Origin of the sequence: Catenulispora sp. EB89 (assembly GCF_041261445.1) — a bacterium.
In the GTDB taxonomy this organism is placed as follows: Bacteria; Actinomycetota; Actinomycetes; order Streptomycetales; family Catenulisporaceae; genus Catenulispora.
Window position 1 is genome coordinate 17,540 of the sequence record NZ_JBGCCU010000046.1, and the last position, 24,568, is coordinate 42,107.

At 69.2% G+C, this 24,568-nt stretch carries 25 protein-coding genes; 8 read left to right on the forward strand and 17 right to left on the reverse strand.

What is annotated here, in order from left to right; all coding sequences use genetic code 11:
- Positions 1 to 101 precede the first annotated feature (101 nt).
- On the forward strand, positions 102 to 1,154 hold the full coding sequence (locus ABH920_RS48410) for an alpha/beta hydrolase (protein WP_370356347.1): 1,053 nt from the start codon (positions 102 to 104) through the stop codon (positions 1,152 to 1,154).
- Positions 1,155 to 1,255: 101 nt separating this feature from the next.
- Here ABH920_RS48410 and ABH920_RS48415 read toward each other — a convergent pair whose 3' ends face one another.
- On the reverse strand, positions 1,256 to 1,789 hold the full coding sequence (locus ABH920_RS48415) for a MarR family winged helix-turn-helix transcriptional regulator (protein WP_370356349.1): 534 nt from the start codon (positions 1,787 to 1,789) through the stop codon (positions 1,256 to 1,258).
- Between the two features lie 82 nt (positions 1,790 to 1,871).
- Here ABH920_RS48415 and ABH920_RS48420 point away from each other — a divergent pair, with 82 nt between their 5' ends.
- Both ABH920_RS48420 and ABH920_RS48425 read left to right on the forward strand, forming a co-directional pair.
- A complete protein-coding gene (locus tag ABH920_RS48420; protein ID WP_370356352.1) occupies positions 1,872 to 2,780 on the forward strand; it encodes an alcohol dehydrogenase catalytic domain-containing protein in 909 nt (302 codons plus the stop codon).
- 82 nt (positions 2,781 to 2,862) lie between these two features.
- Positions 2,863 to 3,246 (forward strand): limonene-1,2-epoxide hydrolase family protein, encoded by a 384-nt coding sequence (locus ABH920_RS48425; RefSeq protein ID WP_370356354.1) that lies wholly within the window; start codon positions 2,863 to 2,865, stop codon positions 3,244 to 3,246.
- A gap of 28 nt (positions 3,247 to 3,274) precedes the next feature.
- On the opposite strand, the gene ABH920_RS48430 is transcribed toward ABH920_RS48425, so the two are convergent.
- The 6 genes from ABH920_RS48430 to ABH920_RS48455 form a co-directional block, all read right to left on the reverse strand.
- A complete protein-coding gene (locus ABH920_RS48430; protein WP_370356356.1) occupies positions 3,275 to 4,261 on the reverse strand; it encodes a zinc-binding dehydrogenase in 987 nt (328 codons plus the stop codon).
- A gap of 135 nt (positions 4,262 to 4,396) precedes the next feature.
- Positions 4,397 to 4,981, reverse strand: a complete 585-nt coding sequence (locus ABH920_RS48435; RefSeq protein ID WP_370356358.1) for a TetR/AcrR family transcriptional regulator — start codon at positions 4,979 to 4,981, stop codon at positions 4,397 to 4,399.
- A gap of 291 nt (positions 4,982 to 5,272) precedes the next feature.
- Positions 5,273 to 5,881, reverse strand: coding sequence for an RICIN domain-containing protein (locus ABH920_RS48440; protein ID WP_370356360.1), 609 nt, complete (start codon positions 5,879 to 5,881; stop codon positions 5,273 to 5,275).
- A 469-nt stretch (positions 5,882 to 6,350) separates the two neighbouring features.
- Positions 6,351 to 7,064 carry an anti-sigma factor gene (locus tag ABH920_RS48445; RefSeq protein WP_370356362.1) on the reverse strand — a complete coding sequence of 238 codons (714 nt, stop codon included), beginning with the start codon at positions 7,062 to 7,064 and terminating at the stop codon, positions 6,351 to 6,353.
- Complete coding sequence (locus tag ABH920_RS48450; protein WP_370356364.1) at positions 7,061 to 7,570, reverse strand: sigma-70 family RNA polymerase sigma factor; 510 nt, start codon at positions 7,568 to 7,570, stop codon at positions 7,061 to 7,063. Before ABH920_RS48450 ends, ABH920_RS48445 begins: the two co-directional genes overlap by 4 nt.
- 110 nt (positions 7,571 to 7,680) lie before the next feature.
- On the reverse strand, positions 7,681 to 7,929 hold the full coding sequence (locus tag ABH920_RS48455; RefSeq protein ID WP_370356366.1) for a hypothetical protein: 249 nt from the start codon (positions 7,927 to 7,929) through the stop codon (positions 7,681 to 7,683).
- Between the two features lie 297 nt (positions 7,930 to 8,226).
- Here ABH920_RS48455 and ABH920_RS48460 point away from each other — a divergent pair, with 297 nt between their 5' ends.
- Positions 8,227 to 9,222, forward strand: a complete 996-nt coding sequence (locus ABH920_RS48460) for a hypothetical protein (RefSeq protein WP_370356368.1) — start codon at positions 8,227 to 8,229, stop codon at positions 9,220 to 9,222.
- Positions 9,223 to 9,385: 163 nt separating this feature from the next.
- Here the strand turns inward: ABH920_RS48460 and ABH920_RS48465 are convergent, their stop codons facing one another.
- Both ABH920_RS48465 and ABH920_RS48470 read right to left on the reverse strand, forming a co-directional pair.
- A complete protein-coding gene (locus ABH920_RS48465) occupies positions 9,386 to 10,177 on the reverse strand; it encodes a maleylpyruvate isomerase family mycothiol-dependent enzyme (protein ID WP_370356370.1) in 792 nt (263 codons plus the stop codon).
- Positions 10,174 to 10,749 (reverse strand): AAA family ATPase, encoded by a 576-nt coding sequence (locus ABH920_RS48470; protein ID WP_370356372.1) that lies wholly within the window; start codon positions 10,747 to 10,749, stop codon positions 10,174 to 10,176. The genes ABH920_RS48465 and ABH920_RS48470 overlap by 4 nt, the downstream gene beginning before the upstream one ends.
- A 161-nt stretch (positions 10,750 to 10,910) precedes the next feature.
- Here ABH920_RS48470 and ABH920_RS48475 point away from each other — a divergent pair, with 161 nt between their 5' ends.
- The 3 genes from ABH920_RS48475 (at position 10,911) to ABH920_RS48485 (ending at position 13,932) form a co-directional block, all read left to right on the forward strand.
- Positions 10,911 to 11,450 (forward strand): hypothetical protein, encoded by a 540-nt coding sequence (locus tag ABH920_RS48475; RefSeq protein ID WP_370356374.1) that lies wholly within the window; start codon positions 10,911 to 10,913, stop codon positions 11,448 to 11,450.
- 126 nt (positions 11,451 to 11,576) lie between these two features.
- Entirely contained in the window at positions 11,577 to 12,494 is a 918-nt protein-coding gene (locus ABH920_RS48480) for an aminoglycoside phosphotransferase family protein (RefSeq protein WP_370356376.1), read from the forward strand.
- 253 nt (positions 12,495 to 12,747) lie between these two features.
- Positions 12,748 to 13,932, forward strand: coding sequence for an AI-2E family transporter (locus ABH920_RS48485; protein WP_370356378.1), 1,185 nt, complete (start codon positions 12,748 to 12,750; stop codon positions 13,930 to 13,932).
- 43 nt (positions 13,933 to 13,975) lie between these two features.
- Here the strand turns inward: ABH920_RS48485 and ABH920_RS48490 are convergent, their stop codons facing one another.
- The 3 genes from ABH920_RS48490 to ABH920_RS48500 all read right to left on the reverse strand — a co-directional run bounded on the left by ABH920_RS48490 (position 13,976) and on the right by ABH920_RS48500 (position 17,713).
- Complete coding sequence (locus ABH920_RS48490; RefSeq protein WP_370356380.1) at positions 13,976 to 15,127, reverse strand: YbhN family protein; 1,152 nt, start codon at positions 15,125 to 15,127, stop codon at positions 13,976 to 13,978.
- Between the two features lie 324 nt (positions 15,128 to 15,451).
- Positions 15,452 to 16,582 (reverse strand): MFS transporter, encoded by a 1,131-nt coding sequence (locus tag ABH920_RS48495; protein WP_370356383.1) that lies wholly within the window; start codon positions 16,580 to 16,582, stop codon positions 15,452 to 15,454.
- Positions 16,583 to 16,768: 186 nt separating this feature from the next.
- Positions 16,769 to 17,713 carry an NAD-dependent epimerase/dehydratase family protein gene (locus tag ABH920_RS48500; RefSeq protein ID WP_370356385.1) on the reverse strand — a complete coding sequence of 315 codons (945 nt, stop codon included), beginning with the start codon at positions 17,711 to 17,713 and terminating at the stop codon, positions 16,769 to 16,771.
- A gap of 123 nt (positions 17,714 to 17,836) precedes the next feature.
- Between ABH920_RS48500 and ABH920_RS48505 the strand changes: the two genes are divergently transcribed.
- Positions 17,837 to 18,811, forward strand: coding sequence for a LysR family transcriptional regulator (locus tag ABH920_RS48505; RefSeq protein ID WP_370356388.1), 975 nt, complete (start codon positions 17,837 to 17,839; stop codon positions 18,809 to 18,811).
- Positions 18,812 to 18,894: 83 nt separating this feature from the next.
- On the opposite strand, the gene ABH920_RS48510 is transcribed toward ABH920_RS48505, so the two are convergent.
- The 5 genes from ABH920_RS48510 to ABH920_RS48530 form a co-directional block, all read right to left on the reverse strand.
- Entirely contained in the window at positions 18,895 to 19,932 is a 1,038-nt protein-coding gene (locus ABH920_RS48510) for a PP2C family protein-serine/threonine phosphatase (protein ID WP_370356390.1), read from the reverse strand.
- 574 nt (positions 19,933 to 20,506) lie between these two features.
- Positions 20,507 to 21,718: a PucR family transcriptional regulator gene (locus tag ABH920_RS48515; protein ID WP_370356392.1), complete on the reverse strand. Its 1,212-nt coding sequence runs from the start codon at positions 21,716 to 21,718 to the stop codon at positions 20,507 to 20,509.
- 193 nt (positions 21,719 to 21,911) lie between these two features.
- Positions 21,912 to 22,280: a YciI family protein gene (locus ABH920_RS48520; RefSeq protein WP_370356394.1), complete on the reverse strand. Its 369-nt coding sequence runs from the start codon at positions 22,278 to 22,280 to the stop codon at positions 21,912 to 21,914.
- 160 nt (positions 22,281 to 22,440) lie between these two features.
- Positions 22,441 to 23,460, reverse strand: coding sequence for an alcohol dehydrogenase catalytic domain-containing protein (locus ABH920_RS48525; protein ID WP_370356396.1), 1,020 nt, complete (start codon positions 23,458 to 23,460; stop codon positions 22,441 to 22,443).
- A 151-nt stretch (positions 23,461 to 23,611) separates the two neighbouring features.
- Positions 23,612 to 24,400 carry a DUF2306 domain-containing protein gene (locus ABH920_RS48530; RefSeq protein ID WP_370356398.1) on the reverse strand — a complete coding sequence of 263 codons (789 nt, stop codon included), beginning with the start codon at positions 24,398 to 24,400 and terminating at the stop codon, positions 23,612 to 23,614.
- Positions 24,401 to 24,568: the final 168 nt, after the last annotated feature.

The window sequence follows — 24,568 nt, forward strand, 5'->3', positions numbered from 1 at the left end:
GACGGGTATCGAGTCGGGACCGTGAAGGTATCGACTGCCGCGACCCTGGTGGCGAGCGCCCTCCGATACCGGCCGGCGCCAGTCACCGAGTAGGGATCCGCATGAGTTACGAATTCCCGGTGGACGCCGCCGCCCTCTACGGCGAGCGGCGTCCCCAGTTCATCAACCAGGGTCTGCCCGCCGCCGATCTGGACGAGGCGATGAGCCGGGTCACCGATGTCTGGTCGGATCGGCCGGGAGGCTGGACGTACGAGTTCTCCGCGCTGGCGGCCCGCTATGCCGAGGCCGGCGAGCACTATCAGTCCGCCCTGGCCTATGGCGTGGCGCGGTTCCCGACGCTGGCCGACGAGGCGAAGCGGGAGGCCATGACCCGGCAGATCGAGCAGTACGTGAAGGCCGCGCCGACGTTCCCCGTCGCCTTCGAGCGCCGCGTGCTGGACATCCCCTACCTCGGCGGCACGACCCCGGTGCCGGTGCACATCTTGTCCGCGACTGCGGACCCGTCCGCGCGGCCGGTGGTGATCCTCAGCGGCGGTCTGGACAGCTGGAAGGTGGACCTGCACGTCCTGGCGGTGGCCTTCGCCCGGACGGCGGACGTGACGGTGGTGGCGTTCGACCACCCGGGCACCGGTGAGACAAGCGCCCGGCTGGACGAGCACGCGGTGGACGTGATCGACGGCCTCATCGCCGTGGCCCGCGCATTGGGCGACGGCCGCGTCGCGCACGCGGGGTTCTCGTTCGGCGCCAACCTGTCGGGCGCCTCGGGGCTGCGCGGCGTGGTCGACGCCGCGATCGACCTGGGCGGACCGATGGTCGGCTCGTTCACCCCGGCCAACTTCGAGCACCTCATGTTCGGTATGCGCGACATCGCCGGCAACGCCTTCGGCTTCGACGCGATCCCGACCCTGGACGAGCTGATGGCGGCGGTCAGGCCCTTCGAGCGCTCCGACCTGCTGTCCCGCGACGAGAACTGCCCGATGCTGGTGGTGAACGGCGCCGACGACGTGCACGTGGTCCAGGCGGACACCCTCGTGTTCGAAGGCCGCCGGGACACCGAGGTCCATCTGATCCCGGGCACCGGGCACTGCGCCGCCTCCAAGCTTCCGGAGGTGGTCGACCTGATGGCCGAGTGGCTGCGGGCCCGCTTCGCCTGACGTTCTTGTCTGACGTTTTTGCCTGACGCTATGCCTGGCGATCTCGTCTGACGTTCCCGACTGCGGAGGGGATGCCGGGCCGGTTGGGGTGACCGGCCCGGTCACTCCTCCTGGGGCGGCGGCCAGTCCACCGGTGCCGGCAGCGTGCCGTGCGCGATGATGTTCGCGTAGACGCTCTCCAGTGCCTGGCTGAGCGGCTCGACCAGCTCGCGCGGCAAGCCGTCGAAGAACAGGCGGCGCACCAGGTCCACGTGTCCCACCGCCGCGGCTTCGAGCACTTCGCGGCCGTGTCGGGTCAGGCTCACCTCGGTCACGCGCCGGTCGTTCGCGGACGGACCGCAGTTCACCAGGTCCCGGTCGGCCATCCGCCGCACGTGGTGCGAGACCCGGCTGCGCTCCCAGCCGATCTGCGCGGCCAGCACCGTGATCGGCATCAGGCCGCCGTCGGCGACGCTCAGGGCCGTCAGGACGTCGTAGTCCGGCAGGGACAGATCGCTGTCGGACTGGAGCTGGCGATTCATTTCGTAGGTCAGCCGCAGCTGCACCCGGATGTACGCCAGCCAGGCCCGCTGCTGGTCGCCGTCGAGCCACCCGCCCTCGGGCACCGGCGCGCCGCGGTTGGCATTGCGTGACATGTCACCTATGCTTTCTGTTGAGCACCACGTGGAGCCGTGCCAGCCTCATTCTCGCGCGGGCCGCCAGGAGCAGGAGGTACCCATGCCGTACGCAGCAGTGCTCACCGGATACGGGCCGCCCGAGACGCTCGTGTGGTCGCAGGTCGCCCTGCCGGAACCGGGACCGGGCCAGATCAGGATGCGGGTCCACGCGGCGGGGGTCGGGCCGACCGATCTGAAGATCCGCCGCGGCGACCTCCGGGCGGTCTTCCCGCTGCCCGACCCGGCCGTGCTCGGCTTCGAGGCCGCCGGCACCGTCGACGCGCTCGGCCCGGGCGTGACCGGCGTGTCGGTGGGTGACGAGGTCGCCGCCCAACTGCCCGCGCTCGGCGGCTACGGCGAGTACGCCCTCGCCTCGGCCTGGACCGTCAAACCGGGCACCGTCGGCTGGGCCGACGCCGCAGCGCTGCCGGCCTCGGCCGAAGCCGCCGTCGGCGTCCTGCGCCAGCTTGGCGTCACCTCCGGCGAGACCTTGCTCGTCCTCGGCGGCGGCGGCTCGGTCGGCGTGATCGCCACCCAGCTGGCCGTATCCCAGGGCCTCACGGTCTTCAGCGCCACCGGTCCGAACGACGAGCAGTTCGCCAAGGAACTCGGCGCGATCCCGGTCCGCTACGGATCGGCGCTGCTGGCGCAGATGCGCGCGCACGTCGAGACGGTGGACGCCGTCTTCGACGCCGCGGGCAAGGGCGGCCTGCGCGACGCCGTCGAACTCGCGGGTGGGCCGGCGCGCGTGATCACCCTCGCGGATGAGCACGCGGCCGACTTCGGCGTGGCCCTGTCGGCCCCGACCCCGGACCGCGCGCCCGACGCGGTCGAGCTGACCATGCCGCTTCTGGCCGCCGGGCGGTTGCGCCTGCGTCCACAGCGGCTGCTGGCGATGCGGGACGCCGCGCAGGCGCATGCCCTCCTCGAAGCGGGCACAGCGCACGAAAAGCTCATCCTCGCCGCCTAGCGCGGCTATCGCAGCGCACTGTCACCATCGACGGCAGAACTCAGACCGTAGACCGCAGACCGCAGACCGCAGGAGGAGCCAGATGGAAAGCCCCATCGAGCTGGTGCGCAGGTTCTGCGCGGCATGGTCGGACAACGCCGGCGCCGCCGAGCTGGCAGCGTTTTTCACCGACGACGCCACGTACCACAACATCCCCCTGGAGCCGGTCCATGGCCGCGAGGCCATCGCCGAAACCATCGCCACGTTCATCCGCCCCGGCACGCCGGGCATCGAGCGCATCGATTTCCGCGTCATCAACATCGCGGCCAACGGACCGATCGTGATGACCGAACGGGTGGACGTTTTCACGCTCCCCGGCAAATCGTTCGAGCTGCCGGTCATGGGAACCTTCGAGGTGACCGACGGCAAGATCGACGCCTGGCGCGACTACTTCGACATCAACCAGTTCACCAGCCGGATGGGATGAGTCCGGCCCCTGAATCAGTAGCCTGACCTCAGAGTTCGACCACCATCTTGCCCCCGGCGGTCCCGGCCTCCATCCGCCGGTGCACCGCCACGATGTCGTCGACCGCGAACGTCCGCGGCGGCCTGACTCGCAGCGTGCCCGCGGCGACCTTGGCGAAGATGTCGTTCAGCGGTATCCCGGCCAGCGGATACTCCGGCGTCCCCAGCACGAACGCGCTGCCGAAGAAGCTCAGCTGGACCCCGGTGGGCAGGTCGGTGAGCGGGTTGAAGTCCGCCACCGGCGCGAGTCCGCCGAGGAATCCGAGCTGGCAGAGCTGGCCGCGCGGGGCGAGGCACGCCAGCGAGTCCCGCAGAACGCTGTTGCCGACCAGGTCGGCCACCGCGTCGATGCGCAGTCCGTGCCCGGCCACCCGCGCGGCCAGGGCGCCGTCGTCGACGAGGACCGTGTCCGCACCCAACTCCTTCAGTGCGGCGGCGCGCTCGGCCGAGCGGCTGGTGGCCACCACGGTGGCGCCGAGGTCGCGGGCCAGGTCGACGACGGCCTGGCCGAGCGCGGAAGTCGCACCGCGGACCAGGATGGTCTGGCCGGGCCGGAGCTCCAGGTTGGCGTGCAGAGCGCTCCAGGCGGTCGCGTACACCTCGGGGATCGCGGCCAGGGTGGTCCACGGCAGGTCCGCGGCGATGCCGGTCACCGGGACGACGTTGGTCGCCGGGACCGTGACGAGTTCGGCGTAGGAGCCGTTGCGGGACCGGCCCATGCCGCCGAGGATCGCCACGACCGGCGCGCCGGCGGCCAGCGTTCCCGACGGGTCGGCCGCGACGGTGCCGGCCGCCTCGATGCCGGGCACGTCCGCGACCTGGCCCCAGGCTCCGGAGCGCATGTAGGCGTCCGCGTGGTTGATCCCGAAGGCCCGGACGCGGATCAGGACCTCCCCGGCGGCGGGCACCGGGTCGGGCAGGTCGGCGAGGGTGAGGACTTCCGGGCCGCCGGGGCGGGAGATGGTGATGGCGCGCATGCTGATCGGTCCATTCTTGAATAGGTGTTCAACTATCGGGCCTGAAAACGGCCGCCGGACTCACACCGGCGGCCTGCTCGTTGCCATGCTCAATGCCATGTTCATTGCGATGTTCAGCGCCCTGCGGCGCAGCGGTCAGACGAGGTTGCCGAACGCGCCCTCGACGATGGCTGTCAGCATCGCCTCGTCCGGATTCGCCTTGCCCACGACCATCAACCCCTGGCACGTCGCGACCAGCACCCGCGCCGCACTCGTCGGATCCACGTCCTGACGCACCTCGCCGCGGCTTCGCGCGTTCTCCAGCGCCGCAGCCATGTTCCGCTCCAGCCGTGCCAGGTGCCCCCGCACCACCGCCGCGGCCGCATCGTCCTCGGCCGCCTTCTCGATCGCGGTGTTCACCAGCAGGCAGCCCTGCCGCCCCTCGGGGGTCAGCAGGTCGCGCACCAGGCCGTCGAAATAGCCGCGCACCTCCGCCAGCCCGGCGTGCGCCCCCTCCAACTCGCCCAGCTTCTGCGGCACGACGAGCTTGGAGTAGCGCTCCAGCGACAACAGGAACAGGGCCTGCTTCCCGCCTGGGAACGCGCTGTAGATGCTGCCCGGTTTGACCCCGGTCGCCTTCACCAGGTCCTCGATCGAGGTCGCACGGTAGCCGCGCTCCCAGAACCGGTGCATGGCGACGTCGAGGACGGCTTCGGGTTCGAACTCGCGCGGTCGGGGCATGCGCCCACGATAGATGAATGGGTATTCAAGAACAAGGGGGCCACTGACCTGCCTGTGTGGTTCAGGAACCCTGCTATGAGGTCTCACCTGCGCGGATACGGTACACCGGCGGCGCTGGAACTGATCCTGCGGCTGGCGCGGGACAATCCGTCGTGGGGCTACACCCGAGGTGGGCTCAATTCGCGCGGATCTGGCGAAGCCCCGGGAGCTGTTAGGGATTTCTGCACGGGGAGGTAAGGCAAAGTGGCTTGGCGGCCGGCTGAAGCTGCGGTCGCCAAGCCACTTTCGGGGCTAGGTCAACCTCCAAATCTGGTCATTGTTGGAGTTGCAGTCCCAGATGATCGCAGGCAAGCCTGCCCCATTGCTGCCGCCGTCGATCCCAACGCATTTACCATCTTTGTCCGTTAGGTTCCAACCGATGCCGATGTTGCTGCCCCAGAGCCAAGTCTGGGAGTAGCTGTTGCTGCAGGTCCACAGCATCACGTATGCGCCATCGGTGCCGGTGGCTCCGTATGCGATATCAAGGCAATTGCCGCCCTTGGCGTTTACGAACCAATAACCGTTGCTCGCCCCATGCTCTACCCAGGCTTGGTCGGGTTGGCCGTCACACGGCTCCTGGCGTGCTTGTGCGCCATTGCCGGTATCCCCGTTCTGGAATCCGATGCACGCGTTCCAGGCGTTTCTGAGCTCCAACCCGTAAGGGTTGCTATTGGGTCTGAAGGAGAGTCCGCTGACGCCGTTTCCGGTCAGGGTGGGTCCGGCGCCGGACTGTGCGCTGAGCTTGAGGCCACTGGCCGTGGGTGCGGCGCTGGCAGCAGAGGCCGGGGATGTCGTTGCGATCCCGATGCCGACGGCGAGCAGTACGCTCGCGACGGCGGCCACAAAGCGGGGTGTCTTCAAGGGAATCCTCTCAGAGCGATTTCAGGCGAAGGCATCATCAGGCCTAGGTCAACTCCGTCTCACACGAAGCTGGCGGAACCACTCTCGTGCGAGCCGGTCGCTTCCGGGTCGCTTCCGGGTCGCTCGGCTGTCCCAGGCTTCTGCCACGGCGCATCGGCAGAGCGGCTGACGGCTGACTCGGCCCGACGTTCCTGAGCCGGAACCGCGATCACGTTCGCGTCAACCGGCGGACAGGGGCTCCAGGGCTTTCACACCTTTCTGCGATTCCGGCACCGCCATCCTCGCCAGGCCCGGCGGCGGACGCATTGACCATCCGTGCGCGCCTGTCGGCTGTGAGCGCGGCTGCGTTGTAGCCGTACGTCGCCTTGAAAAGCCTGCTGAAATGGGCCCGGATCGACGACACCCCAGCGCGTGGCGACAGCCGTGACCGTGCGGTCGGGGCTGGTCTTCGAAAAGCTCGCGCCAGCCCTCACACCGGCACGCTCACCAGCACCTGCTGCGTGTCGGTCCGCACCTCGACGTGGTCGATGTCGCTCTTCGCCATCGACGAGCCGCCGTGCAGGTCCAGCGGGGCGGTGTGGCCGGGGACGCCGTAGCCGTGCGGCGGCACGTACCAGTTGGTGACCACCTGCGTGCTGCCGTCTTTGCCGACGGCGACCAGGTCGCAGGTGAGGGGGCCCTTCACGCCTCGGAGTTCGACCGCGATGTGGGTGCCCCAGTCGCGCTGTTCGAGGCCGATGATGGCGCTGACTCCGTTCGCCGTGTTCGTGGCGGTGTGGCGCTCGCCCATCATCACCAGTTCGGCCGCGACGCTGTCGGTGGGTGTTGAGGTGCTCGCCGAGTGGCGGCCGATCGCGATGCCGACTACCGGGCCGGCCACGATCAGCGCTACGGCTGCTGCCAGGGCCAGCAGGTTGCGGCGGCGGCGCCGGGTGCGGGCGCCGGAGACCTGGTCCAGGACTTTGGGGAGCAGCTCCGGGCTCGGCTGGGCCACGGCCAGTGGTTCGGCGTCGTCGTCCTCGGCTACCAGCGGCTGCAGCAGCGCCGGGAGATCCGAGAACTCCTCCAGTTCCGCGGAGCAACGGTCGCAGCCGAACAGGTGCTCCTCGAAACGCTCCGCCTCGTCCGGCTCCAGCAGTCCCAGGACGTAGGCGCCGATGTCGGTGTGTTCGGGCTCGGTCACCGGGTCAGCCCCCTTTCAGCCGCCGCCAGCTTCAGCGCGCGCAGCGCGTAGTAGACGCGGGACTTGACGGTGCCTGGCGGTACGCCCAGTTCGGCGGACGCCTCGGCGACGGACTTCCCCTTGAGGTAGGTCGCGACCAGCACCTCGCGGTGCGGGGCGCTGAGAGTGTCCAGCAACTCGGACACTTCCATCGCCGACAGTGCCTTCTCCACGCTCTCCTCGCTCGGCCGGTACTCCAGCGACGCGTCGGAGACCTCCGGCGGCCGGGCTTTGCGCCGCCGGTGCTCGTCGATCACCAGGCGACGCGCCACCGTCAGCAACCACGGCCGCAGCGAGCCGGTCTCCCCGTCCAGGCGGTCGGCGTGCCGCCAGGCTCGCACCAGGGTCTCCTGGACCACGTCCTCGGCGTCCTGCCGGGCGCCGCCGTTCAGGCTCAGGACGAAGCGTAGCAGCGGCGCTGCGTGCTCGCGGTAGAGATCAACCGCCAGTTCGTCCCCATGGCGCATGGCTTTTCCGCCGTTCCAGGTCGAGCGGTCGGCGTGGTCACGGTTCTGTCGTGTCTGACCGGGGCCGGCCAGGTCCGCCCCAGGCAGAAAGACGGCGGCGTCCACATTCCTCACCCGGCGGGCTTGATGAGCTTGCCGTCCGCACCGACGGCGAACCACACGCCGTCCACGCATTGTCCGTCCACGTCACCGGCCGCGGTGTCGCGGACGTAATAGTAGAGCGGCCACTTGGCGCAGGAGCTGCTTCCGTTGTTGTCGTTGAGGAACGCGCAGAGTTTGCGGCCGTTCTGGCCGGTGGGGATCGGGCCCAGGCCGGAATCGGTGAGAGCTCTGACGGTGAGGCCCGACCGGAAACGCATGATCGCTCCTTGAGTTGGAACCGTGACGGTTCAACCCACGCAGCGGAACCCGAGCGGGTTCAAAGGAATCCTCCATCGATCGGCATTGAACCGGTCCGGGTCCGGCTGCGTAGGTCGCCGGAGTCCAGGCGCCCCGTCCATGCGACGGGTGTGGCCGGCCGCGGCCTCAAAAAAAGAGTTCTCCGGGCTTTGAACCGGCCGCCGCGGGGCTGCGTAAGTCACCCGCAAGGTTCACCACGAACCAGTATCAGTCCTGAGATGAGGGGAAGATCAAGAATGATCCGGATTCGTACTGCTATGGCCGTCTCCGCAGTGGCAGCCGGCGCGATGTCGTTGACCGCGTGCAGCAGTGGCGCCGCGAAGCCCGCCGCGCAGCCGGCCGGCGCCGTCGTCGCCGCCACCAGCAGCACTGCGGGCTCGCCCTATGACAGCAGCGACAGCTCCGGCGGGGCGGACGCGAATGCGAACGGTGACACCCTGTCGACGCAGATGCAGTACCAGAACGGCACCGCCAAGCAGAACAACGCTCCGGCCAACACCGGCGACTTCTACTCAGGTCCGCGCACAGACCCGGCCGCGCTCAACTGGGTCCAGCTCAGCGCCGGCTCGGCCAACGGACTCAGCCCGATCGTCCACGACGGCGCCGGCTTCACCATGTACCGGTTCGACAAGGACACCCCGAACCCGTCGGCGTCCCACTGCGACGGTCAGTGTGCGGTGACGTGGCCCCCGGTTCTGGTGCGCCCGGGCTCGAAGGTCTTCGTGGACGGCGTGCCCGTCAAGCAGATCGGCGTCATCAAGCGGGACGACGGCACCCTGCAGCTGACCATCGGCCACTGGCCGATCTACCGGTTCAGCAAGGACACCGCCCCGGGCCAGACCAACGGCGAGGGCGTCGGCGGCACCTGGTTCGCGGTCTCGCCGACCGGTAAGAAGGTCCTTCCGGCCGGCGGATCCGTGCCGTCGGGGACTTCGTCCTCGTCCGCTTCGGCCCCGTCCTCGGCCGCGTCCTCCTCGTCGGGTGGCAGCACCACGCTCGGGAACGGCAGCGTCATCCTCGACAGCGGGACGAACTTCAGCGAGCCCAACGGTTCCGAGGGCGTCGCCGGACCCGGCTGCGTGAACGTCCGGCAGCCCGATGCGGCGTCCTCGCTCCAGCTCTCCGGCGGCCCGATCAAGATCTGGACCGGACCGGACTGCTCCGGCACGTCCCACGTGGTCACCGCCGACGTGCCGGACCTGGGGGCGATCGGCTTCGACAAGAAGATCGTCTCGATCCGCTTCGGCGGCTGAGCTCGTCGGTAGTTATCGGCCGGCTGGTGGAGCGCGTCAAGGCGCGCTTTCCCGGCCGGCTAATTCGCGCGCCCGGTGTCTCAAGACACTGCCGACCGCGACACCGGCCCGTTGCAACGCAGCCGACTACGCGACAGGGCGACGACCGGGTGAACGTGCCCGCCTAGAACTTCGGGAACACCTGGCGCAGGAGGTTCAGGTCGGCCACGCCGGTCGCGGTGATCCCGTCGGGCGTGTACTGCGGCTTCAACCGGCCTGTGACCAGCCTGAGCCAGGCCTCGGCGGGCAGGGTGAGCGTCCCGTCGGCCTGCTCGGGGGCGCCGATCGTGGCGCTGATCTTGTCGCCCAGCGTCAGGGTGAAGGACTGCCCCGGGTCGGTCGTCGTCACCGCGATCACGGCGGCCAGGCCATCCAGTGCCTCAGGTCGGCCGATGTAGCCGGCTACGTCTGTGCTCAGGGCCAGCAGGTGCGCAGTGGCCGCCGGGGTGACCGTCGCCGCCGGGTCGAAGCCGACGCGCATGTCCCAGGAGTGCAGCGCGAGCTCGTTCAGCCGTGCGGTCGCGAAACCCGCTACGTCGATGGGGTCGGGGAGGTAGCCCGTGTCGATTCTCAGGCTCTGCCGGGTTTCCTCGCCGAGTGACTCAAGGGACTGGGTCAGCGCCTCGTTGGCGGCTAGGAACCACTCCAGCCGATCCCGCGGGTCCGCCGCGTCGTATCTCGCCCAGATCGCTTTGCTGAACTCGATCCCGGGATTCGGCTTGCCTTCCAGCGATACCCGCAGGGTGTTCTGGTTGATCTCCGCGCCGCTGCCCAAGTGCGAGAGAACCTGGGAGACGTCCCATTCCTCCGCGGCGGTCGGCGCGGCGAGCTGCTGGTCGGAAAAGCGGGACGACAGTCCGGCGAGGTCGTCGAACTCGCTGCGCAGGGTGGCGATGACAGCATCAGCGTTGCTCATGTGCCGAGCCTAGTGCAGCCCCAGCCGTGCGCCGGGGCCGGCGTCGCGTCGCCGAACGATGGCCACCGGTCGGCTGCCCATTCGTTCCAGCTATGCCAGCCCTTTGGCGGATCGATGATCTGCCCCGTTGAGAGTTCGGCATCATCGGGCTCCTGGAAGTAGGCCCTAGCGTCGGCCAGCTCTTGGTCGGACATGGGGAACGTCTCGTGCGGCGCGGTCGCCTGCCGGTGGGCGACCCTGACCCGCTGGGTCTCCTCGTCCACGGGCATGTACGCGAGCTCGAACGAGCCGCCTGCATCCTCCACCAAATGTCGGATCGCGTAGCGCTCATCGCGCGACCAGCAGCCAAAATCCAGGACGACGGTGTTCCCCAGCCGCAGTACCTCGAGCGCGAGTTTCAGCAGCTGTCCCTCCAGGACGTCACGCTTTCCGTCCGCCTCCGGCTCTCCAAAGAGCGGGATCATCCACTCATCCGGCGTGAGCCGCAGCGCGTTCAGCTTCGTGGCCAACTGCCGTGCCCGCGTGGTCTTTCCCGCGCCCTGCAGGCCGACAGTCAGAATCAGCATCGCCATGAGCGGAGCCTTTCAGCCGACCCTGCGCAGGGACAACAGATTTGCCCCCACTTGCCAGAGGGTCTCAACGGGGCCTGCGGCTGATGGTTGTCAGGGAACGCAGAAGATCAGTAGGTTTTTTCACCATCGAAGTCTGAGCCGCCAGGAAGAGGTAGAAGGTCATGGCCGCCGCATGGGGGACTGTCATATCCACGGCCACTGGAGCCGGCGCGACCATCCTGGGCATCCTCGTCGGCACCATGGCTGGACGGCGCAACGAAGCCCGACAGTGGAGCCGCGATCGGACGATTGCGGCGTATGAGCGTTTTCTTCAGAGCTTCGGCGCGGTGGAGATCGGCCTGCGCCACGCATACTGGGAGGAACGAGTCCCCCAGGGAATCGATTGGGAAGAGTGGAACGCCGCGCTGGTGTCCGTCAGCCTGGTAGCCGACTCCGGCACCGGAATGGCGGCCCTCGAACTCAGCGAGGCCATCGGAGAATTCAGCACCTTCCCGTTCGGGCAGCCGAAAGACCTGGAAAAGCTTCGCCAGATCCACCAGAGACTCGACAGCGCACAACGGAACTTCGTTCAGGCTGCCAGACGATCGCTCCATGCCGCGGACAAGCAGCAGGTGCCCTGGCGTCTGGGTGGGCCGCCGCCCTGGTCCGAAATCATGGAGATCCACCAGCGAGACCAAGACACCGGCCACGTCATCCCCTGAACGCCTGTCACCGTCACAATGAACGTAAGTGGAGCTGGCGCGCAAGAATCGTCCTCGCGAGGGAAAACGCTGGTGCCGCCGAAGCGGCCAAGTCACGAATACGGGGCGACCGACCATATGTTTGAGATGCCCGCCCTGGTGCGCCAGAAGAGCGCGAACCTCGGACAGGTCGGCGAGCGGTGGCTGGCCGCTCTGCCTGACCTCGTTGCCGACCTGCGGCACCGTTGGTCGATAAACCCGGTCGCGGCGTTGAGCGGTGGGTCGGCTTCCTGCGTATTGCGCGTGCGGACGGGAGACGGCGGCGAGGCGGTCCTCAAACTGGCGATGCCGGAAACCGGCTTCGACGATCAGGTTCGGACCCTTGCCGACGCACACGGCCACGGCTACGCGCATCTGCTCGCTGCGGATGCCGAACGTCACGCGATGCTGTTGGAGCTCTGCGGGCCGTCGATGGACCAGCTCACCCTGCCGCCGGAACTCGCGATCGAGAACCTGTGCCACACCCTCGCGCAGGCATGGACGGTTCCACGACCTTCCGGGGCGGCCGTCGACCCCGAACAGGAGAAGGCGACGCGGCTGGCCCGGTTCGTCCGCGACACTTGGGACCGGCTCGGCCACCCCTGTTCCGAGGCGGCGGTCGCGACTGCTCTCCGCTTCGCGGAACGCCGCGCCGCCGCCTTCGACCTGGACCGCTGTGTCGTCGTCCACGGCGACCCGCATCCAGGGAACGCTCTGCGGGCGGCGGCGTCGAGACCGGGCGCCGAGTCCGGTTTCGTCTTCGTCGACCCCGACGGGTTCCTCGCCGAGCCGGCTTACGACCTCGGCGTCGTTCTTCGGGACTGGTGTCCTCAGCTGCTCGCCGGCGACGCGAAGCCCGTGGCTCGTCGCTACTGCGCCCTGCTGGCCGAGCACAGCGGCGTGGACGAGACCGCGATCTGGGAGTGGGGCTTCCTGGAACGAGTTTCCACGGGCCTGTTCGTGCTGGCGTTCGGCGCCGAAGACGTCGCGCGGCCGTTTTTGGAGACGGCTGAGCTGCTCCTGTGAGGGCGGCCGTCGGGTGCTCGGCAGTGGTTGCCGTTCTCCTGAGCCTTCCTCGACGCGCCTACTCCTGCGCAAGCCCATCCCCATCATCCCTCGTCCCGTGAGAGTCATCAGGTTACTGATATTGACGGCTCAGGCAGACGGCGTGAGGGCCGATGGCTGATCGCGCACGTTTGTTCTGGGGCAGTCAGGACACCAGGCCAAACCGATGTTCTGTGGCTTCGCGAAGTGTCGCCACTCTTAGGGAGGGTCAGGCGTGACTGACAGTGGGGCGGTTCTGCCGTCGGCGACCATCGCGGCGCACGACGATCTGCGCGCGACGGAATCGCGCATAGCGGGGGCCGCGGAGGAGTCCGATGCGTCGGACGGGCAGCGGCTGTGGGTGCCCGGCCGGACCGTGCGGCGGCTGCCTGCGCAGCGGTCCTGGTTCCAGGTCGGCTATGGGTTCACCGCCGGAGCGATCCTGGCGTATGCGACTGCTGAGGCGATCCTGCGGTCCGCGCAGGTTCTGATTCTGGTCCTGCTTTCGGCGTTCCTGGCCGTCAGCCTGGAGCCGATGGTGGTGGGTCTGGAGCGTCTGCGGTTGCGGCGCGGGTTCGCGGTCGCCGTGGTGCTGATCGGATTCACCGCTGTGCTGGGCGGTTTCCTGGCTCTGGTCATTCCGCCGGTGAGCAACGAGGTCACGGCGCTGACCAAGGAGATCCCCACCTGGCTGCAGGAGATCCACGACCACCACTCCCAGTTGGGGAAGATCGAGGACCGCTACCACCTCGTCGCCAAGGCCAAGGCGCAGTTCGCCTCCGGCGACGTGGCCGGCAAGCTCGTCTCCGGTCTGATGACCGCCGGGCAGATCATCGTCGGCGCGGTCACCTCGACCTTCATCGTGGTGACGCTGACGATCTACTTCCTGGTCGGCATGCCCACGGTGCGGGACTTCGGGCTGCGGTTCGTGAGCGCGCGCAACCGGCCGCGCAGCCGGGACCTGACCGACCGGATCCTGCTGCAGGTCGGCCGCTACATGCTGGCCAACCTGGCCACCTCGGTGCTGGCCGGCCTGGCCACCTTCGTCTGGTGCCTGGCCGTCGGGGTCCCGTACGCCGCTGTGCTCGGCTTCCTGGTCGCCATCATGGACATGGTCCCGGTCATCGGCTCGACCGTTGGCGGCGCCGCGGTCAGCCTGGTCGCGCTGGCGGTCTCCGTGCCGACCGCGATCGCGTCGTTGGTCTTCTACACCCTGTTCCGGTTCGCCGAGGACCACCTGATCAACCCGCTTACGATGAAGTACACGGTGCGGATCCACCCGATCGCGACGATGATCGCTGTGCTGGTGATGGGGACGCTGATGGGTCTGGTCGGCGCGCTGATCGCGGTGCCGACGGCCGCTGCGATCGGGCTGATCCTGCAGGAGGTGGTCTTCCCGAAGCGCGACCAGGCTTTGTGAGGTCGCCCCGACGATCCGTCGGCGTCGTTGAGAGGGTCGTCGCCTACCCGTCGGTGACGGCGGCCCGCACCTGCTTGAGATGCCAGCCGGCGTAGGTCACGGCGCCGAGCGGTATCGGCAGCGCGAACGTCACGGCCCGGGTCAGCAGGATCGCGGTCGTGACGCGCGCCGCGGACACCGGATCCAGGGACGCCGCCAGGTAGGTGGTGAGGCCGAGTTCGATGACGCCGAGTCCGCCGGGCGTGATCGGGACGGTGGAGATCAGCCGGGCCAGGGCGAAGCCGGCGAAGCAGCGGGCCCAGGAGACCTGGCTCTGCGGTACTCCGCAGGCCAGCAGGCAGGCTTGGAGCACGACCAGCCAGCCCAGGTCGCTGGCCACGGTCGCCAGCGTCAGTCGGCCCCCGCGCTCGTGCAGCAGGTCTCTGGCCTGGTCGCGGAACCCGATGACCGCCGCGGCCACCCCCATGGGCGCCGGGCGGCGCAACACCTTGAAGACGGCCCCGGCCGAGCGTTGCGCCGCCCGGCCGACGGCCTGCGCCACCCGCTCGTCACGCAGGCCTCTGCGAAGCACGACCACCGCCACGGCGAAGACCCCGAGGCTGATCGAAGCGCCGGTCAGCAGCGTCGTCGTCGCCCCGAGGCCGGAGGAGAGGCGGCCGGTGAAGAGCAGCACGAGGACCGCCGCACCGGGCGTCGCCAGCTTCGCCAACGCACTCCAGACCCCCGTCACCCCCGCGTACGCCGCGAATTCCCCCGAGGTCACGCCCCATCCGGCGAGCATGCGCCAGCTGATCCCCAACGCGATCGCACCGCCGCCGGGAACGGTGTTGGCCACCGCGGTCGAGGCCAGGTTCGACGCCGCCGCCCGCGGCAACGACAGCCCCGGGACGGCCGACATGATCAGCGCCCAGTTCGCCAGCAGGTTGACCAGCGCCGCCACGGCGACCATCGCGATCGAGGACGCGGTCATCGTGCGCAACGTGTCGAGCACCTGGCCGTAGGAGGCGAGGCGGGGTATCGCGAAGCCGAACACGGCGATGATCAGGACGACGGGGATTCCGATGGTGAACACGCGCCGCAGGGGCCGGCGGCGGAGTTCGGCTGCCGCGGGCGGGTTCGGCTCGGGCGTGTCTGGCTCGGGCGCGTCCGACTCGGGCACGTCCACGCCGTCCTGGCTCGCCTTCGAGATTTCCACGTCTCACTCTCCCGTGCCCGACGGTAATGGCGCGCCCCTGATACCTCGGCTGTCAGTTTTCATGTGCCGTCCGCCGAGCCTACGCTGCGCAAGCGGGGCGGGCGTTTCCCAGAACACGACGTCGGCCAGGTCTACGGCCTGCCGAGGTCGACCTGAAACGTCGGAAGGCGACGAGGAGGCTGAGACCGGCAACCGTTGGTCCGGGGCCGCCGGCGACCGCGACCGCCTCGCACTCGAACTGTCGGAGACCCGGGGTCGCGGTGGGCGGGTGACCGTTGGCAGGGAAGCGCGTCCGCAGCCCATCACGGCAGGCATCACAGTCCCTCAGGTCCAATGCGGGAACGAATGCCGCCGCCCCGCCACGACGGTGACGATGGTGGGGATCATGATGGCCGCGGACGCCCAAGGGATGGACAGCACTCCAAATCCGGTGAGAAGGAGGCCCCCGAAGACTCCTCCCGCCGCGATGCTCAGGTTGAACACCGTGACGATCGCGGCCTGAACCCCGTCGGTGCCCGCCGCTCGGATCCCGGCGGTCACGAACAGGGTGGCCGAACCGCCGAATCCCACGCCCCACGCCGCGACGCCCAGATAGAGGATCGCAGGGCTGACGAAGGCGACCCCGAGCACGGCGGCGCTCACGCCTAGGAGACAACTGCTGACGAGCATCAGCACGCGGTGGTGCGGGTCAACGAAGTGCCCCGTCGCCCAGATACTCAGCAGAGCCGCGACCCCGAACACGAGCAGCACCCATTCGATCCGGCCGGTGCCGGATCGGCTCGCCAGCGGCTCGATGTAGGTGTACAGCAGGTTGTGGGCGGTGATGAAGCCGGCGACGACCCACAGGATGGTGCGGACGCCGGGAGCACGAAGAATGGACGGGAAAGACACGTGCGCGTTCTTTGGTTCGGCTGCGAGGTTCGGCACCGAGGCGAAGACCCAGGCGATCAGCGCCACGGACAGTGCCGCCATCACGCCGAACGTGGCGTGCCAACTGGCCGCGTCCCCCAAGGCGGTGCCTGCGGGCAGCCCGAGGCAGAGGGCCGCGGGTGTGCCGGCCAGGGCGATCGCGATCGCTTTGCCCCGCGCGTTTTCCGGGACCAGCCGTGCGGCGATTCCCCCGATGTTGGACCAGATCAAACCGGCGGCCACCCCGGCGGCGAGCCGGGCGATGAGGATGACGGTGAAGTTGTTTTCGAGGGCGATGACGAGGTTGGCTGCTGCGAACGCGCTGAGGGACCAGACGAGCAGGGTACGGCGGCCGACGCTCTTCAGAGCAGCGTTGAGTGGGATCGCCGTCAGGGCGGTCGCGAGGGCATACACCGTGATGGTCTGACCAGCGACCGAATCCGACAGGCCGAGACTTGCGGACATCTTTGGCAGCAGGCCCGCGGGCACCGTCTCGTTCAGGATGCTGAGGAAGCCGGCGATGAACAGGGCAAGCAGGCTCAGCATCGGGAGCGTGCTTTCGGTCGTGATCGGTCGGTCGTCGTGCGCGACAGATGACACGGTGGCGCTTCTCCTTCTCCGTACCGGTATCAGAAGTCGTCCGGCGGGGTGGACCGGTGCAGGACCAGTTCGCCGTCGCCGGCGCAGAGGAATTCAGCGGGTAGCTGAATTCCTCTGCGTCGACGCCCGGTGTCAGCGTTCCGCGGATGTGGTCTCGGCCTGGCGGGATCGACGCAGGATGTCGAGTGCCGTCGTCCGGGATACGACCGGGCGGTAGCCGAGGTCCTCGACGGCCTTGTCAGTGCGCAGCGTGCAGGTCTGCCCGATGAACCAACGGACCGGCACCGGAACGACTCGGGCCGCGGTGTCGAGGTCTATGTCAGGGATAGGGGTCTCGACGCCGTAGATGTCGAACACGGTCTGCATGAACTCGCGGAACTGCACGGGTTCCTGGTCTGTGACGAAGTACGCCTGGCCGGGCTTTCCGCGCCGCCAACCCAGGAGCAGACCCTCGACGGCGTTGTCGACGAAAGTGATATCGGTGGTGTGACGTCCCCCCTCGATCCACGAGAACTGCCCCGCCGAGGCGACGGCGGCGAGGCCGTCGGTCACGGGGCTTCCGGCACCCCACACGAATTTGGGGCGGATGGAGACGGTGGTGAAATCATTGGTGTTCGCCTCCAGCACGATGGCCTCTTGCTGCGCCTTGACTGCGCAATACGGTGCGGATGAGTCCGGCCGCAGCGGTGCTGTCTCATCGACATCGATGAGCGGGTCGCCGGCCAGCAGTGCGGCCTCGCTGCCACAGCTCACGAAGCGGGCCACCTGGGCCTCGCGGGCGACAAGCAGTGCAGCCCGGGTCCCCTCGACGGTCACCAGCCGGTGCCGGGCGAGGTCGGCGTCCAGATCGGTCTCGGCCGCCAAGTGGAACAGCACCTCGCTGCCTGACACCGCGTCGCGCCAGGTGTCAGGCTCGGTCAGCACCCCCCGCACCGGCTTCGCACCCAATGCCGCGACCGTGTCTGCTGCCGTCGTGCTCCGGACGAGAGCTCGGACGTCGTGCCCCTCGTCCACCAGCCGACGGATCAGCGCCCGCCCGATGAACCCCGACCCGCCGGTCACAAAGACTTGCGTCATGGGAACCTCCTGATTTTCGCTCGTACACGCCCGATGCGGGCGCTGAGATATTCAGCGACAAGAGCCCGCCAGGCCTTCCCATCGCGAGATTCATAGTTCCGAGAGTTGACATAAACTCTGTCTATGGCATCCCTTCGTGCGCTCGAGTGTCTGGTCGCCGTCGCCGACTGCGGGTCGATCACAAAGGCCGCACGGCTGCTGCACCTGACCCAACCCGCGGTCTCGCACCAGCTCGCCGAGCTGGAACGGGAGACGCGAACCGCGCTGCTCAACCGCCGTCCACGCGGCGTGAGTCTGACCCCGGCAGGCAGCGCCGCCCTCCCGCACGCCCGCCGGGCGCTCGAGGCTGCCGCATCGGCCATGCACTCGGCTCGTGCGATCGGTGAAGGCACGGGTGGGAGCCTGCGCGTGGCGTGCGCCCAGAGCCTTACCGTTCCCCTCGTCGCCCCGGTCCTGCGCGAATGGCACCGCAGGCGTCCGGGCATCGTCGTAAGCCTGCGCGAGTCCGCCGTACTCGCCGAGTTGCTCGGCTTCATCGATACCGGCGCAGTCGACATCGTGCTGCTACCCGCGCCGGTCCCGCAGGGCTACGTGACCAGCGTGATCGCCGAGGAGGAGATTGTGCTGACGGCGCCGGTCGGTCACCGTCTGGCCGGCCCGAGAGACGTGCAACTGCACGAACTCGATGGCGTGGCGCTGGTGCACTTCGCACCGGAAAACGGACTGCGCGACTGGCTCGACCGCTCACTCGCGGATGCCGGGGTACGGCCCGAGCCGGTGATGAGCACCTCGATCACCGCAGCCGGGCCCCAACTGGCCGCCGCCGGTCTGGGTGTCTGCGTCGCCCCGGTGAGTGCGGTGAGCGCCGGCCTGCCAGCCGCGATCCGGTCCTTCTCCCCGAAGTGGGTCAGGCAGCTGATCGCGGTGACGCCGGCACGGCCGGATCCGCTCTCCGCCCGCTTCATCACCGACCTCCGCACCCGCGGCGTACGCGTTCCCCGCGACATCGCCCGGCAACTCGCTGGCGGCGACCGCGATGCGGGCCGCTTCTCGCCGCCGCACCCGGGCCAATCCAAACCGCAGCAATCAATCCTGTGAAAAATCCTGTGACACCTGCGTTGCGTGGTCCAGATTCGTTGCGCCGACGAGCCCGAACACGTGGCGGCCATGGCCACCGTGGTTCAAGCGTCGCGCCGGACGGCGAGCAGCGCTGCGTCGTCGGTCATCCCGTCGGCGGAGTAGGCCACCACGTCCGCGAGCAGTTCGTCGAGAACCGCGTCGGGCTCTCGCGCGCCGATCGCCGCGAGTCTGGCGGCGAGCGGGTAGAACCGGCCCTGGAGGTCGCGCGTCTCCGAGACGCCGTCGGTGTAGAGCAGGAGGAGGTCGCCGGGCTCCAGGTCGATCGTCTTGCCGCCGATGGCGTCGGGGATGAGTGCCTGCAATCCCAGCGGCGGTACATAGGACGGTGGCTCGATCTCGCTCACGGCTCCGGAGCGGTGCCGCAACAGGGGTGGCGGATGGCCGCAGTTGACGATCTCCACCAGGTCCTGCGCCGCCGGGACCGCGAGCAGCACGGCCGTGACGAACCGCTCGTTGTGCTGGCTCTGCTCGAGCGCGCTGTCCAGGTGTTCGGCGAGTCGGGCGAGGTCTGGTTCCGTTCGGGCGTCCGCTCGGAACACACCGAGGACGTCCGCGGCGGTCTCGACCGCGGCCAGGCCCTTGCCCTGCACGTCACCGAGCACAACCCGGGTGCCGTACGGGGTGTCCAGGACCTCGTAGAGATCCCCGCCGATCCTGTCCGGGACGGGACGGAGCAGGGCCCGCTGGGCCGCTTCGGCGACCGTGCGGACCTGCTGGAGTTCTTGTTCCCGGGTCTTGGTCAGCACGACGCCGGCGGCGCTGGCCAAGGTGACGGCCGCCACGGCGGCCACCGCCTCGAGGTGCACGGCGGCCGACACGTCCTGGTTGCCGAGGGCGAGCAGCCCGACGCCGACGGCCGCCAGCGCCCCGGCGACCAGCGGCACCCGGGCGGACCTGGCGCCCGCCGCCGCCAGCACCGGGACCGCGGCGAGGATCGGCGAGACCGTGGTGTGCGGCCCGGTGAGCAGGTCCGCCACGATGGCCGCGGCGATCAACAGGTACGCCGCGGTCAGCATTCGGCGCGACCGCCTGGGCATCGTGGCCGACGCCGCCGCACCAGCCTGCGCGGCTTCCGCCACGGCCCCTTCGGGCGCGCCGACTCCTCGGAAATGGCCCACATCTCTCACTCTCGCGCCTTCCGCACCCTCCGGCGACACGAGGAGGCGCCATGCGCTCGCCACGTGCGGGGCCGGTGAAGCGGTGCGGGCCGGGAGGACGGATGCGGACGGACGCGGTTCAGGCGATCGAGAGCCTGCGGATCAGCATCCCGCAGCTGGTTCGCCCGGACCGTGTCCGTCATGAACGGCCCGGATGTGGACTCCGGCGACCGGGGCGACGACCACGGGGGCGACCGCGTCCGCGACGAAATGTCACGGCGGAGGAAGCGATCCGCGAGCGGTCCGGCCTCGGCGTCTGAGGAAGTCGCGCTCGGCGTCCGGGTGTCGATAACCGGTGTGAGCTGGGACGATGTCGGTTTGTGGGGTTGAGGCTGGTGTACCTGGTCGCGAGCCGTCTGTTCGCCTGGATGCGTCAGTGCGTGAGTGACGCGACGGCCAAGAACGTCGACACTGCTGGGCTGGCAGGGCTGCGCACTGCGCTCGGCGGCATGCTCGCCTCTTCCATCGACGTTTCGACCGTCGCGCTCGACTGGATTCAGTCGGGAAGATCGCGGGTTCGCCGGTCCACTTCGAAGGCCAGGCTCAGCTCGGCGTTCGCTCGCGGGTCGGACAATGACCGGCCGGTGCGCTCCTCCAGCCGGCGGAGACGGTAGCGCACGGTGTTCGGGTGCACGAACAGACGCTTGGCGGCCTCGTCCGCCGAGCCTGCGCAGTCCAGCCAGACGCCGAAGGTGTCCAGTAGCGATGTGCGGTCCTCGGGCGGTAGTTCGCTCAGGCCGGACAGGACTTCTCCGGCTACCCGGGACATGATGTCCGGTGCGCTGGAGGCCGCTGCCGACAGTGGGTCGCGGCCGAACACCACCACCTTGCGGTGGTCCAGGGCGCCGTGGAGTGCGATCCGGGCCAGGCGTAGCGCCTGGGAGGTCAGGCGCAGGTCGTCGTACGGCGGGCTGACGCCTACCCGGCCTTCGCCGCCCGCCTTCAGCGCCGTCACCAGCTGCTCGAACACCACCGGGCCGGTGCGCGGCAGGCGCGCCACGCCGATCTCCACGTCGTGCATCAGGCGCCAGGCCGAATCGATGCCGAGGCCGCCCAGGCCGCGTTCGATGCTGGGCAGTGCGTGGCTGCCGATGCCGGGGACTCGGGCGGCGATGACGACGTATGGTCCCCGATGCGGAAGTTGCAGCAGATCGGCCGCTTCCCAGAGATCGGACTCGACCAGGCGGCCCTCGATGAGTGCCTGGACCAGGGCGGCCCGGCGTTGCTCCTCACTCCGTACCTGAGCGCCGATCTCCTCGCGGTAGCCGCGGGTCATCTCCTGCGTGAACAGGTCCAGGAGACGGAGGAAGCTGGTGGCGACCCGCAGCACACCGGCGACGGACACGTCCAGCGCCGGCGCCATCGCTACGAACAGCTCCCAGCCGGAGACCGCCGCGACCCGGAACGCGTCCAACAACGCCGTGAGCGGGATGCCCGCGATGGCCACCGACCGGCCGGTACCGTCGAACAGGTCGAGCGTCGGAGCCTCGCCTCGGGACATGGGCTCCAGGATGTGGGCGATCATGTCCAGGCAAGCCCGGCGCACGCCTGCCGGATCGACGCCGCCCTCGGCGTAGGCCGGCACCGTCGTCATGATCCGCTCGACCATCACGTCGGCGAGTACGTCGGCCTGCCCCGCCATCAGCGCCGCGAGCCGCGCCTCCTCCGCTGCGGCCTCGTCATGTATCGACGAAGATTGATTCTCCACACAGCTGATCGTAGGCACTGATTGCGCTACGCGCTAAGGACACAACTGTTCGTAGCGTCGAGCTTCGCATTGGACTCTGGCGGCCGTGCCGTACTGGACGTCCCTGACACGGCCGATCCGCGACGACCGCGGCGGTCGCCCGGTCGCCCCAAGGAGCCCGGGGGCGCGATGCCCCCGGGCGATCAGCTGCTGGTTAGGCAGTCGCGTCCTCGCTGAAGACGATCGGCCGGACCTCGATGCCCAGGCCCTCGACCGCGGCGTCGGGGATCAGGGCGGCGAGCTCGTGGGCGCGCTCGCGGTCCTTGACGTCGATGATGTAGGTGCCGCCCACCGTCTCCTTGGCGTCGCTGTACGGGCCGTCCGTCACGGCGGGCACGCCGCCGCGGACGCGGACCACGGAGCTCTGGTCGGTGCCGGCCAGGGCCACGGTGCCGACGAACTCGCCGGAGGCCTTGATCTTCTCCATGAAGGTGCCGTGGCCCTGGAAGACGGCGTTGCGCTCGTCTTCCGGCAGCGCGGCCAGGACGTCGGAGTTCGGGTACATCATGATCAAGAACTTCATCGTGTCATTCCTTACTGCGTGAGACGCCCGGTGCGCCCTTCTACTCCTTAGTCGGCGCCGAGTCGAAGGTCCCGACATCGCTGCGAAAGATTTTTTCGGTTACGGGGAGTCGGGGCCCGCGCCAAGGACTCCTTGTACTCGACGTACTCGGCATACGTGGTCAGTACTGGACGACGGCGCGAAAGCGCACGTCGCCCTTCGCGGCACGGTCCAGGGCCTCGGCCACTCGCTGCATCGGGAACAGTTCCGTGCGCGGGGTGACCCGTCCGGAGGCGACCAGGTTCAGTGCCTCGGTCAGCAGGTGCAGGCCGTCGTGGCCGGCGCCGAGGATCCGCTGTCCGTTGGCCCAGAGGAGCCGTTCCGGCCCGATCTTCAGCCCGCCGGAGACGTCGATGTTGGCCAGCACCATCCGGCCGCCGGGGCGCAGGCCCGCCAGCGCGTCGGCGGCGGTCTCCTGGGACAGGCCGGTGACCAGGATGACGTCGGCGCCGCCCGCGGCGACGAGGCCGGCGCCGTCGGACACGACGAGGTCGGCGCCGAGTTCGCGGGCCGCCGCGGTCTTGTCGGGGGAGCGGGTGACGGCCACGGTCTCGAAGCCGCAGGCCTTGGCGAACTGCACGGCCAGATGTCCGAGCCCGCCGATCCCGACCACGGCCACGCGGTCGAGCGGCTGCGGCTCGGCGGCGCGCAGTGCGCTCCACGAGGTGTAGCCCGCGCAGAGCACCGGCGCGGCGTGCTCGTACGACAGCGCGTCCGGTAGCAGCACCGTGCTCTGCGCGGTGACCGCGATCAGCTCCGCGTGGGCGCCCTGGGCGGTCATCCCCGTCATCACCGGCTTGGTGCAGTTCATACCTGTTCGCCCGGTCAGCAACCCCGGGTTCTTCCGGCAGAAATCGCAGCGGCCGCAGCCGGCCTGGATCCAGGTGGTGCCGACGCGGTCGCCGACCTGGCGGGCGGTGACGCCGGCGCCGACCGCCACCACCTCGCCGGCCGCCTCGTGCCCCACGATGACCGGATCGATCCCGGGCAGGTTGTAGACGCCGTTGGTGAGCCAGACGTCGTTGTGGCAGACCCCGCAGGCATGAACCTTGACGAGGACCTGGCCGGGTCCGGGTTCCGGATCGGGGACGTCACGCAGTTCCCAGCGGACACCCGGCCCAGGGACGACAGCGGCTTTCATAGCGATACCTTTCTTCGGTTGCGGCGCATGCGAAGACGGGGACGGCGAACGGCGTCGCGCGGATCGTGCGGGCGCGACGCCGTTCGCCGTCCCTGCTGGTCGTGGTGGGTTTCTCGGGTCGCGAAGGGCGGTGGTGTGACAGTAGCCTGTGTTACGGCAGCACCTTCTCCGTGCGCGTGACCGAGGCCTCGCTCGTCCGGCGGCGCCGACGCGGGGCGAGCGAGGCCTCGGTCACGCGCTTCGAGGTGAACTCCAGCCAGATCTGGACGAGCGCCAGGTTCACGATCCAGCCGAGCCAGCCGGCGATCTCCAGGAAGATGTCGGTGTCGTTGATGGCCAGCGCGGGGACGTGCTGCCCGAGCTCGCCCAGGACTCGGCCCCAGGAGGTGCCCAGCGCCAGCGCGAAGCTGTAGTACATCCACCGCCGGTGCTCGAGGTAGCGGTGCTGCCGGATCCTGACATAGCCCATCGCGGTGGTGGACAGCCACAGGACCGCCATGGCCACCAGCCCGACGTTGCCGATCGGGGCCGTCGAGTAGGGCACCAGGATCAGCGCGAGCACCGCCGTGGGCAGCACTCCGCCGAGCATGTAGACCCGGCCGCTGATCCGGTGGATCTTCGGATGGTTGCGCCGGATCCAGGGCACGAGCTGGACGAACATCGTCACCATCGCCAGGTTGCCCGCGATGACGTGCACGACCACCACGGCGAAGTGCCCGTCCCCGTGCCCGAAGAAGGTGGGGTCCAGCGGGACCCGGGACAGCTTGGGGTTGAACTGCAGGTAGCGCGGCAGCGCGTAGAAGAGGTTGAACACCACCACGGCCGCCAGCGCCGCCAGCGCCCACGGGGTGCGCCACCACCGGCGCGCGGCGCGCCGGCCCTCGGGCCCCGCGCCGGGATTGAGGCGGCCCGCTCCGCCGACATCAGAATGCTGGGTCATTTTCGGCTCCTCGCCCTGGCTCCGGTGTCTGGGCCGACGGGGTCGGACCACTGAGGCGGTGTGCCCGAAGGGAGCCACCGCAGTCCACTGTGCTGGCACGCGCGCGCGTCGGCTTCTCTGTAGTTGCGTTCTGTGCGCAGTTCCCGCCGGTTGCCGAACAGCGCAATC